Raw genomic sequence first — 12955 nt, 5'->3', positions numbered from 1 at the left:
ACATGGCAAAAGCACCGACAGCAGCTGCCGCGGCAGGCAAGGTGACGCAAGTTATCGGCGCCGTCGTGGACGTGCGGTTCGAAGGCGAACTTCCCGCAATTCTGAACGCGCTGATCACCGACAACAACGGCAAGCCGCTGGTTCTGGAAGTGGCGCAGCACCTTGGCGAAAGCACGGTCCGCGCCGTGGCAATGGACGCGACCGAAGGTCTGGTCCGTGGCGCCCCGGTGTCCGACACCGGCAAGCCGATTCAGGTTCCGGTTGGACCGGCAACGCTGGGTCGCATCATGAACGTAATCGGCGAGCCGGTTGACGAACGTGGCCCGGTCAATGCGTCCGAGACCCGGTCGATCCACCAGCCTGCGCCGACCTTTGCGGAGCAGGCCACCGAAAGCCAGATTCTGGTGACCGGGATCAAGGTGATCGACCTGCTAGCCCCCTATACCAAGGGCGGCAAGATTGGTCTGTTCGGGGGTGCCGGCGTGGGCAAGACCGTTCTGATCATGGAACTGATCAACAACATCGCGAAAGTGCACTCGGGCGTGTCCGTGTTCGCCGGTGTGGGTGAGCGGACCCGTGAAGGCAACGACCTCTATCACGAGATGATCGAGTCGGGCGTTATCGATCTGGAAGACCTGACCAAGTCGAAAATCGCGCTGGTCTACGGCCAGATGAACGAGCCTCCGGGCGCGCGGATGCGGATTGCGCTGTCGGGTCTGACCATGGCAGAACAGTTCCGCGACGAAACCGGCGCTGACGTTCTGTTCTTCGTCGACAACATCTTCCGTTTTACCCAGGCCGGTTCGGAAGTGTCGGCTCTGCTGGGCCGTATCCCGTCTGCTGTGGGCTATCAGCCAACGCTGGCGACCGATATGGGCGCGATGCAGGAACGCATCACCTCGACCAAAAACGGCTCCATCACGTCCGTACAGGCCGTCTACGTTCCTGCCGATGACTTGACCGACCCTGCACCAGCCACGTCCTTCGCCCACCTTGACGCGACCACGGTTCTTGACCGTTCGATCTCGGAAAAAGGCATCTATCCGGCTGTGGACCCGCTGGGCTCTACCTCGCGTCTGCTGGACCCGCTGATCATCGGGGACGAGCACTACAAGGTTGCGACCGACGTTCAGAAGGTGCTGCAGCGCTACAAGTCTCTGCAGGACATCATTGCCATCCTTGGCATGGACGAACTGTCGGAAGACGACAAACTGGCCGTCGCCCGTGCGCGCAAGCTGGAGCGTTTCCTGTCGCAGCCGTTCGACGTGGCAAAAGTGTTCACCGGGTCTGACGGTGTGCAGGTCCCGCTGGAAAAAACCATCGCCTCGTTCAAGGCCGTGGTTGCCGGTGAATACGATCACCTGCCGGAAGCCGCCTTCTACATGGTCGGCGACATCGAAGACGTGAAAGCCAAAGCCGCCAAACTCGCCGCCGCTGCGGCATAAGGAGGGTAGAATGGCTTTTCAGTTCGACCTTGTCAGCCCGGAACGGCGCCTTGCGTCGGTTCAGGCGACAGAGGTTCAGATCCCGGCTGCCGAAGGCGACATGACGGCGATGGAGGGGCATACCCCCACCATCACCACCCTGCGCCCCGGTATCCTGAAGGCGGTTGCCGCCGATGGCATCAAGGCCTTTGTCGTGACCGGCGGCTTTGCCGAGATCACTGCGACCGGCGTTTCGGTTCTGGCCGAACGTGCCGTCCCGGTGGAAGAGGCGACCCCGGCCCTGATGGAGAGCCTGCTGGCCGAAGTCCGCGTCGCCGCCGCTGCCTCGGACGACAAGGACGCTGCCGACAAGGCGGTTGCCGACATGATGGCAGCCCGCAGCGCAATCGGTCAGTGACGCGCCTGCCCGTTGAATTCTGAACAGGCCCCGGCATATGCTGGGGCCTGTTCATTTTGCAGCAATGATTTTCGCTCGATAATGGCGCGTCAGAAAGGCCAGTCGCATGAAGCGGTTTTCCCCCGGCAGTATCGGCGTGGCCCAGGGGTCTTGCGTGATGTTTTCGGATTTCGCCGATGGCGGCGAGATGTGGACAGGCGAGGGGGGCCGGGAAAGCCGCCACGCCGTCGCGTTTTCACAGGTTTTCCGACAGGCCCCGGCGGTGCATGTGTGCATTTCCATGTGGGACATGGATCATCAGGCCAATGCCCGCGCCGACCTGACGGCTGAAAACATCGGCACAGCAGGCTTCGATCTGGTGTTCAAAACCTGGGGCAACACCCGCGTCGCCCGGATACGGGCCGATTGGATGGCGATTGGTCAGCTGTCGGACGATGACGACTGGGAGATAGACTGAGACGCACCTAGAACCGATACGCCAAGCGCAGCCCGCCCCAGTGGCGGCCATTGACCATGATTGGGGCTGAAACGTCTTTCATCATCACAAAGGTGCCGCCACCCATGTCGCGCCTGTAGATCTGCATCAGGAAAGGTGCGGTGGACTGGCCGGCCCCCAGACCCACCCGGTCATCGAAAACCCGTCGATTGCGGCAATTCGCAGTGTTCCAGACCGGATCATTGCTCTGACGGGCCGAGAATTTCTTGTTGTGGGTCGGGAGATAGCCGTCACGGGTTACCGCCGCACAAAAGACGATACGGGGGTCAAGCGTCAGCATCTGTTCCTGCACCGGGGGGAACAGCTTGTCTGTCAGGCTGGTGAAAGGGGCCAGAACCTGGGCAGGGTTGCTGCCGGGAACCGGGCGGTAGTCAGACGAAAACAGCTGCTCTTGCCGAATATCGCCGCGGTCCACCGCCTGTTCCAACGCCTCGCCCAGCCGGGTTGCCGACTGCATCACAGCCTCAATCAAGGGCCGGTCTTCCGACGCACCGCCAAGCGCGAACATGTTTTGCACCATACGCTCGCTGAGCGTGATCAGCCGGGACACGCGGCGGCGGGCATCGTTTATCATCTGGGTCTGGTCGATAACGCCTTCGTAAAGCGACAGGAATGTCGGCGCAAACCCCTGCATGACAGTGCGCATCTCTTGCGCATCGGTGCCCATTGCGGCCAGTTCCGATTCCGCTGCGCCGGCCTGTGTTCCAAGATGTTCCAACGCCGAGCCCGCAGAGGCAAGGTCACGCAGGCCGGTTTCGGCCTGACTGACCGTGACCTCGGCCTCGGCCCGCAATGCGGCAATTTCCCCGGCCAGCGAGCCCACCATTTCCGAAATCAGACGTGCGGCAGTGGTGGTCTGGGCTGACAGGGTATTGACCGCATCGGCCACCACGGCAAAACCGCGCCCGCGGTCCCCGGCGCGGGCAGCCTCGATCTTCGCGTTCATCGCCAGCATGTTCACTTCGCGTGCGATATCAAGAATGCGCGAGTTTGACGCCTGCGTGGCCCGCATTGCCTCATCGATCCGGGCCAAGGGGCCGCCGACGCCGCTGACCCAGCCCATGACCTGCTGACTGGCGCCGATCGCCTGATGCAACTGCGTGGTCGACGTTGCCAGCACGTCGATCAGACTGCCCATCACCGTGGACAGGCGTTCGGTCGTGCCGACCATAGAGGTGGATGCCTTCGACACGCTGCGGGCGCTGTCGCGCACGTGAGTCAGCCGCGTGACCTGTTCGGCGGCGGCATCATCGACACCGTCAAAAAAGCCCGCCACGTCCACGATGTCATGCCCTAGCTGCACCGAGGCCGAGACCATTTCATCCATGATCCGGTCGTCCGGGCACGGCATGGACTGATCAGGGGGCGGCGGCGTGGAACGGTCCCAGCCAAGAGCAGCATTTTCCATCGTGATCTCGCGGTCAGGGTCCAGACCCGCAGTCTGACCGCATCCGGTTTCAGCCAGGTTAACCGCGTTGGTACATGCCCTCATAGATCGGGACGAGGGTTTCAGTCTCGAACAGGCTGGAAACGCTGGTGCCGTTCCAGATGTTCAGGATGGCTTGGGCGAACATCGGCGCGGTGGGCACGATCCGGATGTTGGAGGCGGCGGTGGCTGCGGCGCTTTGTTCGATGGAATCGGTGATGACCAATGATTTCATGACCGAATTCTTGATCCGTTCGACCGCCGGGCCGGACAACACGCCGTGGGTGATATAGCTGTGAACCTCGGTCGCGCCGCTTTCCATCAGGACTTCGGCGGCTTTGCACAGGGTGCCGGCGGTGTCGCACATGTCATCGACGATGATGCATTTCTTGCCGGTCACATCGCCGATCACGGTCATTTCGGCAATCTCGCCGGCCTTTTCGCGGCGCTTATCGACGATGGCCAGCGGGGCATTGATCCGCTTGGCCAGTTCGCGGGCGCGGGCCACGCCGCCGACATCGGGCGAGATGACCATCAGCTGATCCATCTGGCCTTTGAAGTGATGTTCGATATCCAGCGCAAAGACCGGGCTGGCGTAGAGGTTGTCGACTGGAATGTCGAAGAAGCCCTGAATTTGAGCGGCGTGCAGGTCCAGCGTCAGCACCCGGTCGACCCCGGCGCTTTCGATCAGGTTGGCGACCAGCTTGGCCGAAATCGGGGTGCGGGCCTTGGCGCGGCGGTCCTGGCGGGCATAGCCGAAATACGGGATCACGGCGGTGATGCGCGCGGCGGATGACCGGCGCAGCGCATCGACCATGATCAGCAGTTCCATCAGGTTGTCATTGGCGGGGTTCGATGTGGGCTGGATGACATACATATCCTCGCCGCGCACATTCTCGAATACTTCGACAAAGATTTCCTGATCGTTGAACCGCTCGATCCGGGCGGCGACCAGCCCCACCGACATGCCGCGATGTACCGACATGCGGCGCGCGATGGCTTTGGCAAGCGGCATATTCGCATTGCCGGAAATCAGCTTGGGTTCGGTGATGGCGGGCATGATGGGTCTCCGGGGCCACGGAATCGGATCGTTGACACCGCTTATCACCCGGCTAGGGTCTTGCAAACCAATGCAGGGGAAGACTTCGTCAAATGACACAAATCGATTACTTTTTCGCGACCATGTCGCCGTATTGCTATCTTGCCGGCACCCGTCTGGAAGAGATTGCCGCGCGCCATGGGGCAAAGATCGCCTACAAACCGCTCAACCCGATGGCCCTGATGCCACGGATGGGCGGGCAGGTGCTGGCCGACCGGCCGGAAAGCCGCAAGGCGTATCGCTTGCAGGAGTTGCGGCGGCTGCCGTTGAAACTGGGGATGCCGCTGACCCTGAAGCCTGCGTTTTTCCCGACCAATGCCGCGCCTTCGTCCTATGCCATCATCGCCGCTGCCGCGACGGGGGCGGATGTGGGGCCGTTGGTGCATGCGTTTTGCCGGGCGGTCTGGGCGGAAGAGCGTGACATCGGCGATGATGCGGTGGTGAAGGATATTCTGGCTGCCAACGGGTTCGACCCAAAGCTGGCCGATTCCGGCCTGCTGATCGGAGCCGAGACCTATGCCGCCAATCTGGAAGAAGCGGTCGCGCGCGGGGTATTCGGCGTGCCGTTCTATCTGGTGGGCGAAGAGGCGTTCTGGGGGCAGGACCGGCTGGCCGATCTGGATCTGTATCTGGCGGGCAAGCTTTGACACCACAGGCGGATCTGGCGGAAAGCCGGATGTGGTGGCGGGAGTATGGAACCGGGGCGCAGGTGGCTTTGGCGCTGCACTGCTCGCTGGCGCATTCGGGGGCGTTTGCCGGTCTGGCGGCAGGGCTGCCCGGCCTGCGGCTGATTGCGCCTGATCTGGCGGGCCATGGCCGCAGCGCGGATTGGGACGGGCGGGGCGATTACCATGCGGAGGTGACGCGCGATGTGCTGGCCCTGCTGGCGCAGATGGGGAATGGGCCGGTGCCGGTGATCGGCCACAGCTTTGGTGCCACCGTTGCCCTGCGTGTCGCGCTGGAGCGTCCTGAGGCGATCAGCGCGCTGGTGCTGATCGAGCCGGTGCTGTTCTGCGCGGCCCGCTCGGCAGGTGGCCCGGCCTTTGCCGCGCATCAGGCCGCGCATGCGGGGTTTGGCGCGGCAGTGCAGGCCGGTGATCTGCGCGGTGCTGCGGCAGAGTTTCAGGCGATCTGGGGGGCAGGGCAGGACTTTGCCGCGCTGCCATCGGTGCAGCAGGACTATATCGCCGCGCGGATACCGCTGGTCGCGGCCGCAGATGCGGCGCTGAATGAGGATGCGGCGGGGATGCTGGTGTTTGGCAGACTGGAATCGCTGGGGGTTCCGGTGCTGTTGTTGCAGGGCGATCAGTCGCCGCCGGTCATCGATGCCATTCACGCCGAACTGGCACGGCGTCTGCCGCAGGCACAGCGCGCGCAGGTGGCCGGGGTGGGGCATATGCTGCCGGTCACGCACGCGGCAGAGTGTGCGCGGCTGATCCGGGACTTCTTGTCGCTTTAGCTTTTGAACGCGGCCAGCAGGGCGTCTACGTCATCCTCGGTCGTCGACCATGAGGCGACGAGGCGACCCAAGGTATCGTCGCTTTGGTAATAGACCGCGCCTGCCGCTTTCGCGCGCGCGTGGGCGGCTTCGGGCAGGCGGGCGAAGATGATGTTGGCGGGGGTGGAGTGCAGGATTTCGGCACCCGGCACTTGCGCCAGACCTGTGGCCAGCCGGGCCGCCATTGTGTTGGCGTGGCGGGCGAGGGTCAGCCACAAGTCATTGGAAAACCACGCCTCGAACTGCGCCGCGACAAAGCGCAGTTTGGAATTCAGATGACCCGCGCGTTTGCGGCGCAGCTCGGCCTCCCACGCTTTGGCGGGGTCGAACAGCACCAGCGCTTCCGCCGCCAGCAGCCCGTTCTTGGTGCCGCCAAGGCTGAGCACATCAACGCCCGCGCGCCAGGACAGTTCGGCGGGCGTGGCCCCGGTGGCGGCCAGTGCATTGGCAAAACGCGCGCCGTCCAGATGCACCGGCAGGCCATGGGCCTTGGCAACCGCCGTCAGCGCTGACAGCTCGGCGGCGGTGTAAAGCGTGCCGGCTTCGGTCACATTGGTCAGGCTCAGGGCACCGCGTTGCGCGACGTGGACGGAACCGCCAGTCTGGGCAATGGCCTGTTCCAGCGCGTTGGGACTGATCTTGCCATGTGGCCCGTCGATCAGGGTCAGCTTGGCACCGCCCGAAAAGAACTCTGGCGCGCCGCATTCGTCTTCGGCGATATGGGCGTGGCGGTGGCAGAAGGTGGTGCCCCAAGGCGGGGTCAGCAGCGCCAGGGCCAGCGCATTGGCGGCGGTGCCGGTGGTCAGCAGCAGGACTTCGGCCGTAGGTGCCTCAAACACAACGCGAATCCGGTCGCGCAGGGCATCGGTCGCCGCATCATTGCCATAGGACAGGGCATAGCCCGCATTGGCCCGTTCCATCGCGGCGAACACCGCCGGGTGGACCGGCGCGCCGTTGTCAGAGGCAAAGAACATCAGGGCGTTTCCTCGATGGTGTAATCTTCCCAATCGTCTTCCGACACCTCATATTCCGGAACCGTCCAGCCCCGCACCGATGCCCCGGCAGTGTGCGTGCTTTCAGGATCGCCGGTGATCAGGGGGTGCCACTCGGGCAGGTTTTTTCCTTCATGCAGAAGGCGATAGGCGCAGGTGCGCGGCATCCAATAGGCGATTTTCGGCAGGGTCTTGGGCGACAGCTGCACGCAATCGGGGACGAATTGCTTGCGGATCGGGTATTGCATGCAGCGGCAGGTCTCACCGTCCAGCAGGCGGCAGGCGACGCGGGTGTATTCCACCTCGCCGGTGTCTTCGTATTCGATCTTGTTCAGACAGCACTTGCCGCAGCCGTCACACAGCGCCTCCCATTCCTGGGGCGTCATTTTCGTCAGCGGGATGGTCTCCCAGAACTTCGGACGCATAAAGGGGCCTAACGGCAAAGGGTTACAGGGCGGCAAGAATGCTGCGGGCGCGGTCGCAATCGGCGTCCATCTGGGTGATCAGGGCAGGCAACCCGTCAAACTTCAGCTCGGGGCGCAGGTAGTCGACAAAGGCGATGGACAGGTGGGTGCCATACAGATCACCGGCGAAGTCGAACAGGAAGGTTTCAAGATTGGGCTGGTTTACGCCGAACATCGGGCGCACGCCAAGGCTGGCAGCACCATTGTAACTGCCTTTGTACGGGCCTTCCAGCACATCCGCCTTGACCGCATAGACCCCATGTTTCGGCAGGTGCAGCCCCGCGACCGACATATTGGCGGTGGGATAGCCCAGTTCGCGCCCGCGCTTTTCGCCGTGCACAACCTCACCTTCAATCCGGTGCCAGTGGCCCAGCATCGCCGCCGCATCGCGCGGGCGGCCATCGGTCAGGGCGGCGCGGATGGCGGAAGAAGAGATCGGCCGGTCGGCGCTGGTGATCAGATCGGCGATCGTGGTCTGGAAACGATGAGCGTTGCCAAAGCGTTGCAGATCTTCCGCCTTGCCCGCGCGGCCTTGGCCAAAGCAGAAATCAGCCCCCACAACGACATGGCTGATCCCCAGCCCATCGGCCAGCACATCGCGCACGAATGCCTCGGGCGACAGGCTGGCGAGCGCTTTGTCGAAGGGCAGTTCATACAGGTGCTGTACCCCCAGCTTGGCCAGCCGGTTCAGCCGGGCTTCGGCATTCATCAGCCGGAACGGCGGGGCGTCGGGGGCGAAAACTTCGCGCGGGTGGGGTTCGAAGGTGATGATGCCCAAGGGCGCAGGCCCACGCGCCAGGTCGATGACCGCCTGATGCCCCAGATGGACGCCATCGAAATTGCCCATGGCACAGGATGCGCCACGGGCGGTCGGGCAAAGCCCCTGCCAGGAATGGTGGATCTGCATTCTACCCCGGTCTGGGGCAGATGCCCCGTCAGTCGAACTTGCGGCTTGGCGCCAGAACCAGCGCCTCGCCCTTTAGCACCACCGTTTTACCCACAGAGCAATGGGTTTCAAGGGTCACCCGGCGTTTTGCATGGTCGATTGCCGTGACCGTGACCACGGCGTCGACCACATCACCGGGGCGGACCGGGGCCATGAAGCGCAGGGACTGGCCCAGATAGACCGTGCCGTGACCGGGAAGCTGTTCGCCGATGACGGCAGAGATCAGCCCGGCGGTCAGCATGCCATGGGCAATGCGGCCCGCAAATATGGTATCCTGCGCGTAGGCGTCATCCAGATGTACCGGGTTGCGGTCGGTCGAGACCTCGGCGAACAGTTCGATGTCGCGGTCGGTGATCAGCTTGGACAGGCCACGCGTCATGCCGATTTCAAGGTCTTCGATGCAGATGGTGCCGCGGGGCATATTGTCCAACATCTTGCGATTCCCGTGATTGAGCTGCGGTGACATTAGCAAATGCCGCAGTGCAGCGCAATTCCGTTGCGCAAGTTATTTTCGATTATGCGACCAAAGGCGCAATTTTGTTACGTTGAGGATTGTTCATTACCGCAGATAGCCGATGGCGTAGGTGGCCGAAAGCTGGTGACCATCCAGCCACTTCAGAAGTAACCCCTTGTTCGGATTATGGAAATCCGTGCCAAACTCTTGCGCGGCGATGCCGCCGGTGACAAACAGGGTATCCAGACCCTCGCCCACCCCGCCCTGCACATCGGTAAGGATGCCGTCGCCGACGCAGAGGATGCGGGCGTCGTCCATTCCCAGCCTGCGGCGGGCCAGATCGTAGATCGGCGGGTGGGGTTTGCCGTAATACAGCGCCTCGCCGCCCATATCCTCATAGGCCTTGGCCAAGGCACCGGCGCAGTACAGCCGCTTTTCGCCGCTATCGACGATGATATCGGGGTTGGCGCAGAGCATTTTCAGTCCTTTTGCCTTTGCCATCAACAGTTTACCCCGGTAATCGTCTGGCGTTTCGGTCAGGTCGTCGGCCAGCCCGGTGCAGATGACGCCGGTGGCTTGGTCCAATGGCACGCGGGTGATGTCGGCGGTTGCCAGCAGATGGGACAGATCATCCTCGAAATCGGTAAAGAAGGGTTCATCCTTGGGTGCGCCGATGTGGTGAACTTTCGTGCCTGCGGCACCTGAGAGCATGGCGGCCTGGGTCGCATCGCCCGAGGAGGCGATGTCATCCCAGGTGTCGCGGGGCAGGCCCATGGCATCCAACTGTCTGATAATGCTCGATTTCGGGCGGGGGGCGTTGGTGACAAGGATGACCTTGCCACCCTGCGCGCGAAAGGCTTGCAGCGCGGCGACGGCTGCCGGGAACGGTGTGACGCCATTGTGCAGGCAGCCCCAGAGGTCGCAGAACAGGGCGTCGTAGCGGCCCGACAGATCGTTGAGCGAGCGGATGATTTCGGTCATTCGGCGGGCCTTTCCGGCGGAATTTTACGTCTGGTCTGCGTCTGGTTTACGTATGGCAAACGTATGGCAAGCGTCGGGCTGTGTGTGCGCGACGCCTGGCCATGGGTTTTCAGAGCTTCAGCGCCGGGATGATCTGCTTTTTGCGGCTCATCACGCCGGGCAGAACCACGGTGTCGCCGGTGACGACGCAGCCGAACGAGGCTTCGGCCATCTGGCGGACCAGATCGTTGGGCACCAGCAGCGTCGCCTCTTCGCGCAGGATGTCGACGACGAACAGCAGCACCTGATCGGCACCGTCTTCTTTCGCCACGGCGTCCATCGAGGCCATCAGGCTGGCCTTGCGGTCGAGCACGATTTTCGGCGCGGTGGTTTCCAGAACCGAGACCCGCAGCTCTTTGCCCGCGACGGAGTATTCTTTCGAATCCATCCGCAGCAGTTCGGCATCGCTGAAGGCAGAGACATCGGATTTCGCTTCGAACATCGCGGTGGCGAGGTCGTTGAGGTTCACCCCCAGATCGGCGGCCAGCGCCTCGGCCACGGCGCGGTCATGCGCGGTGGTGGTGGGCGAGCGGAATTCCAGCGTGTCCGACACGATGCAGGACAGCATCGCGCCCTTGATCTCTCGCGGGGCCGATGCCAACGCGTCGCCCATCAGGTCGTGCATGATGGTGGCGGTGCAGGCGAGGGGGCGGATGGTGATGTCGATCGGGCCTTTGGTCTTCAGCCCGCCGACCAGCATGTGGTGGTCGATGATGCCCATGATCTTTGCGTCATTGATCGAGGGCGGCAGTTCGGCCGGGTTGTTGGTATCGACGATGACCACTTTGTCTTCGGCGGTGACGTCGGTGATGATGTCGGGCTTGGTCAGGTTCCAATGGGTCAGCACGAAGGCGGCTTCGGTATTGGGTTCGCCCAGCAGCACCGCTTTGGCCGGAGTGTTCAGGACGTTGGACAGATACCACGCCCAGATGATGGGCGAGCCGGTGGAATCTGTATCGGGGGATTTGTGGCCGAAAACGAGCGTGGTCATGGGGGCACCTGTGCGCATGGATTTGACGCGGCTTATAGGCCGGAGTGCCGGGGTTGTCACGTGGGGGTGGCGGGTGCGCGTATAGGGCGGCAGTCTCTGCGCCGTTGCCGGAGGAAAGGCGGGGAGACCCCCGCCCTGCATCCGGGGTGGGTCCGGTCGCCTGTCTGGCAGCGGTGCCGGTTTTGGGTAGGGCGGGGTTCACCCCGCCTTGTGCGCAACGAATGGCGGGGAGACCCCCGCCCTACGTTATTCGAGCCGGGTCACTGTCCAGCCTTGCTGTTGCAGCAGGTAGGGGATGCCGTGTTGCCCCGGCAGGTGCAGGGCACCAAAGGCGGCGAGGACAGGGCCTTTGGCGGCGGCGGACTCAATCACCGCAATCCAGCTCTGGTTGCGGGTGACCAGCAGGGCCTGTTCCATTTTGGCCAGATCGGCATCGACCTGTTCGGGGGTGTAACCGGGCATCTGCAATGAGATGTCGCGCATCAGCTCCCAGATCAGCCGTGATTCGCCGGCGAAAAAGGTGTCGGCCAGCGTTGTGATATAGTCTTCAGCCTGATCCTCGATGGCGAGCGAAGCGCGCAGCATGGCGATCTGATCGTCGCGCGAGAAGGTGTCGAACAGGGTGAAGACGGTGTCATAGGGTTCCAGCCCCTGCACCGGCAGGTCGCGGGCGATTGCGGCCTCGATGATCATCTTGTCCAGTCCCAGACTGCTTTGGGTCTGCACTTCGGCCATCATGCAGGGCGGCACGGCCAGCAGAACGCTGATGTACCACGGCTGGAATTTTGCCGCCATGAATCCGGGCATGCCGCGGCGGGTCATCGCGGTGGACAGGGCCTGCCATTCGGCAGGCTCCATCAGTTCGGGCAGCGTGGTGTCGGGCATGATGAACAGGCTGGGGTCAGCTGCCACGGCCGCCATCAGCGCGGCCTCTTCCTCTGGCCCGGCCTCGACCAGCAGGGTGGTGGCGGTGTCGAGATGCGGGGTGAGGGTGGCAAGGATCTGGTCATGGCGCGGGTCGCCCAGATGGTAGGTGCCGACAAGGGTGACCTGCTGGTCGCCCTTGGTGGCGTGGAACAGGTTGCCCTGATAAAACGGCTGTTGGGCGGCGGCCTGTTCCAGACGGCTGCGGTCTTCGGGGGCCATTTGCGACAGCAGGTTGGTGCCATTGCAGGCGGCATGGGCGGGCAGGGCCAGCGGCACGGCCAGAAGGCACAGCAAGGTCAGTATGATACGCATGGGTTATCCTTTGGATCTGCCCTGAACGTGGCAGGCCTGCGGGGCAATTCCAAGTAAAAATCCGGGCATCCGGCGGGGGTGCGCCGGTTGACAGGCGGCGCTGTTGCCCCTAAATAGACGTCGTTAGCACTCGCTGCCGGTGAGTGCTAAAAGTTTCAACCTGGAACCTAAGGGAGTGTTACCAGATGGCTTTCAAACCGCTGCATGACCGTGTGCTCGTTCGTCGCATCCAAGGCGAAGACAAGACCAAGGGCGGCCTGATCATCCCCGACACCGCCAAGGAAAAACCAGCTGAGGGCGAAATCGTCTCGGTCGGTGAAGGCGCGCGCAAGGATTCGGGCGAGCTGATCGCACCGTCGGTCAAAGCTGGCGACCGTATCCTGTTCGGGAAATGGTCCGGCACCGAAGTGACGCTGGAAGGCGAAGAACTGCTGATCATGAAAGAAAGCGACATCCTCGGCATCATCGCCTGAGGGATGGCGGGGTGA

Annotated in this window: 15 protein-coding genes; 6 read left to right on the top strand and 9 right to left on the bottom strand. The window is 63.0% G+C overall.

Annotated elements, in window-relative coordinates; all coding sequences use genetic code 11:
• The first annotated feature begins 2 nt into the window (after positions 1 to 2).
• The 3 genes from atpD to Q7J44_RS22890 all read left to right on the top strand — a co-directional run bounded on the left by atpD (position 3) and on the right by Q7J44_RS22890 (position 2299).
• Positions 3 to 1445: a F0F1 ATP synthase subunit beta gene (gene atpD, locus Q7J44_RS22900; RefSeq protein WP_304883392.1), complete on the top strand. Its 1443-nt coding sequence runs from the start codon at positions 3 to 5 to the stop codon at positions 1443 to 1445.
• 10 nt (positions 1446 to 1455) lie between these two features.
• Positions 1456 to 1842: a F0F1 ATP synthase subunit epsilon gene (locus Q7J44_RS22895; RefSeq protein WP_304883391.1), complete on the top strand. Its 387-nt coding sequence runs from the start codon at positions 1456 to 1458 to the stop codon at positions 1840 to 1842.
• A gap of 106 nt (positions 1843 to 1948) precedes the next feature.
• Positions 1949 to 2299, top strand: a complete 351-nt coding sequence (locus Q7J44_RS22890) for an H-type lectin domain-containing protein (protein WP_304883390.1) — start codon at positions 1949 to 1951, stop codon at positions 2297 to 2299.
• Between the two features lie 7 nt (positions 2300 to 2306).
• On the opposite strand, the gene Q7J44_RS22885 is transcribed toward Q7J44_RS22890, so the two are convergent.
• Positions 2307 to 3746: a methyl-accepting chemotaxis protein gene (locus tag Q7J44_RS22885; RefSeq protein WP_304883389.1), complete on the bottom strand. Its 1440-nt coding sequence runs from the start codon at positions 3744 to 3746 to the stop codon at positions 2307 to 2309.
• Between the two features lie 58 nt (positions 3747 to 3804).
• Positions 3805 to 4824, bottom strand: a complete 1020-nt coding sequence (locus Q7J44_RS22880) for a ribose-phosphate pyrophosphokinase (protein ID WP_304883388.1) — start codon at positions 4822 to 4824, stop codon at positions 3805 to 3807.
• A gap of 92 nt (positions 4825 to 4916) precedes the next feature.
• Here Q7J44_RS22880 and Q7J44_RS22875 point away from each other — a divergent pair, with 92 nt between their 5' ends.
• Together Q7J44_RS22875 and Q7J44_RS22870 are read left to right on the top strand one after the other, a co-directional pair.
• The gene (locus tag Q7J44_RS22875) at positions 4917 to 5510 is read left to right on the top strand and encodes a 2-hydroxychromene-2-carboxylate isomerase (RefSeq protein ID WP_304883387.1); all 594 of its coding nucleotides are present in this window, start codon (positions 4917 to 4919) and stop codon (positions 5508 to 5510) included.
• Positions 5507 to 6322 (top strand): alpha/beta fold hydrolase, encoded by an 816-nt coding sequence (locus Q7J44_RS22870; RefSeq protein ID WP_304883386.1) that lies wholly within the window; start codon positions 5507 to 5509, stop codon positions 6320 to 6322. Before Q7J44_RS22875 ends, Q7J44_RS22870 begins: the two co-directional genes overlap by 4 nt.
• Here the strand turns inward: Q7J44_RS22870 and Q7J44_RS22865 are convergent.
• From Q7J44_RS22865 to Q7J44_RS22835, 7 genes are all read right to left on the bottom strand, one after another.
• A complete protein-coding gene (locus Q7J44_RS22865) occupies positions 6319 to 7335 on the bottom strand; it encodes a low specificity L-threonine aldolase (protein ID WP_304883385.1) in 1017 nt (338 codons plus the stop codon). The genes Q7J44_RS22870 and Q7J44_RS22865 overlap by 4 nt on opposite strands.
• Positions 7335 to 7778 carry a YcgN family cysteine cluster protein gene (locus Q7J44_RS22860; RefSeq protein ID WP_304883384.1) on the bottom strand — a complete coding sequence of 148 codons (444 nt, stop codon included), beginning with the start codon at positions 7776 to 7778 and terminating at the stop codon, positions 7335 to 7337. The genes Q7J44_RS22865 and Q7J44_RS22860 overlap by 1 nt, the downstream gene beginning before the upstream one ends.
• Positions 7779 to 7800: 22 nt before the next feature.
• On the bottom strand, positions 7801 to 8724 hold the full coding sequence (locus tag Q7J44_RS22855; protein WP_304883383.1) for a bifunctional riboflavin kinase/FAD synthetase: 924 nt from the start codon (positions 8722 to 8724) through the stop codon (positions 7801 to 7803).
• Between the two features lie 28 nt (positions 8725 to 8752).
• Entirely contained in the window at positions 8753 to 9196 is a 444-nt protein-coding gene (locus Q7J44_RS22850; protein WP_304883382.1) for a MaoC family dehydratase, read from the bottom strand.
• A gap of 126 nt (positions 9197 to 9322) precedes the next feature.
• On the bottom strand, positions 9323 to 10198 hold the full coding sequence (locus Q7J44_RS22845; protein ID WP_304883381.1) for a TIGR01459 family HAD-type hydrolase: 876 nt from the start codon (positions 10196 to 10198) through the stop codon (positions 9323 to 9325).
• Between the two features lie 109 nt (positions 10199 to 10307).
• On the bottom strand, positions 10308 to 11228 hold the full coding sequence (locus Q7J44_RS22840; protein ID WP_304883380.1) for a manganese-dependent inorganic pyrophosphatase: 921 nt from the start codon (positions 11226 to 11228) through the stop codon (positions 10308 to 10310).
• A 246-nt stretch (positions 11229 to 11474) separates the two neighbouring features.
• Complete coding sequence (locus tag Q7J44_RS22835) at positions 11475 to 12467, bottom strand: TraB/GumN family protein (RefSeq protein ID WP_304883379.1); 993 nt, start codon at positions 12465 to 12467, stop codon at positions 11475 to 11477.
• 185 nt (positions 12468 to 12652) lie between these two features.
• Between Q7J44_RS22835 and Q7J44_RS22830 the strand changes: the two genes are divergently transcribed.
• Complete coding sequence (locus Q7J44_RS22830) at positions 12653 to 12940, top strand: co-chaperone GroES (protein ID WP_118149858.1); 288 nt, start codon at positions 12653 to 12655, stop codon at positions 12938 to 12940.
• Positions 12941 to 12955: the final 15 nt, after the last annotated feature.

Source organism: Pseudotabrizicola sp. (assembly GCF_030656345.1).
Taxonomy (GTDB): domain Bacteria; phylum Pseudomonadota; class Alphaproteobacteria; order Rhodobacterales; family Rhodobacteraceae; genus Pseudotabrizicola.
The sequence above is the reverse complement of the archived record's forward strand: the minus strand, read 5'-3'. Positions and strand labels throughout refer to the sequence as shown.

Bases quoted from the DNA above. Each gene is read 5' to 3' on its own strand.
- atpD (WP_304883392.1), top strand. From the start codon at position 3: ATGGCAAAAGCACCGACAGCAGCTGCCGCGGCAGGCAAGGTGACGCAA.
- Q7J44_RS22895 (WP_304883391.1), top strand. From the start codon at position 1,456: ATGGCTTTTCAGTTCGACCTTGTCAGCCCGGAACGGCGCCTTGCGTCG.
- Q7J44_RS22890 (WP_304883390.1), top strand. From the start codon at position 1,949: ATGAAGCGGTTTTCCCCCGGCAGTATCGGCGTGGCCCAGGGGTCTTGC.
- Q7J44_RS22885 (WP_304883389.1), bottom strand. From the start codon at position 3,746: ATGGAAAATGCTGCTCTTGGCTGGGACCGTTCCACGCCGCCGCCCCCT.
- Q7J44_RS22880 (WP_304883388.1), bottom strand. From the start codon at position 4,824: ATGCCCGCCATCACCGAACCCAAGCTGATTTCCGGCAATGCGAATATG.
- Q7J44_RS22875 (WP_304883387.1), top strand. From the start codon at position 4,917: ATGACACAAATCGATTACTTTTTCGCGACCATGTCGCCGTATTGCTAT.
- Q7J44_RS22865 (WP_304883385.1), bottom strand. From the start codon at position 7,335: ATGTTCTTTGCCTCTGACAACGGCGCGCCGGTCCACCCGGCGGTGTTC.
- Q7J44_RS22860 (WP_304883384.1), bottom strand. From the start codon at position 7,778: ATGCGTCCGAAGTTCTGGGAGACCATCCCGCTGACGAAAATGACGCCC.
- Q7J44_RS22855 (WP_304883383.1), bottom strand. From the start codon at position 8,724: ATGCAGATCCACCATTCCTGGCAGGGGCTTTGCCCGACCGCCCGTGGC.
- Q7J44_RS22850 (WP_304883382.1), bottom strand. From the start codon at position 9,196: ATGTTGGACAATATGCCCCGCGGCACCATCTGCATCGAAGACCTTGAA.
- Q7J44_RS22845 (WP_304883381.1), bottom strand. From the start codon at position 10,198: ATGACCGAAATCATCCGCTCGCTCAACGATCTGTCGGGCCGCTACGAC.
- Q7J44_RS22840 (WP_304883380.1), bottom strand. From the start codon at position 11,228: ATGACCACGCTCGTTTTCGGCCACAAATCCCCCGATACAGATTCCACC.
- Q7J44_RS22835 (WP_304883379.1), bottom strand. From the start codon at position 12,467: ATGCGTATCATACTGACCTTGCTGTGCCTTCTGGCCGTGCCGCTGGCC.
- Q7J44_RS22830 (WP_118149858.1), top strand. From the start codon at position 12,653: ATGGCTTTCAAACCGCTGCATGACCGTGTGCTCGTTCGTCGCATCCAA.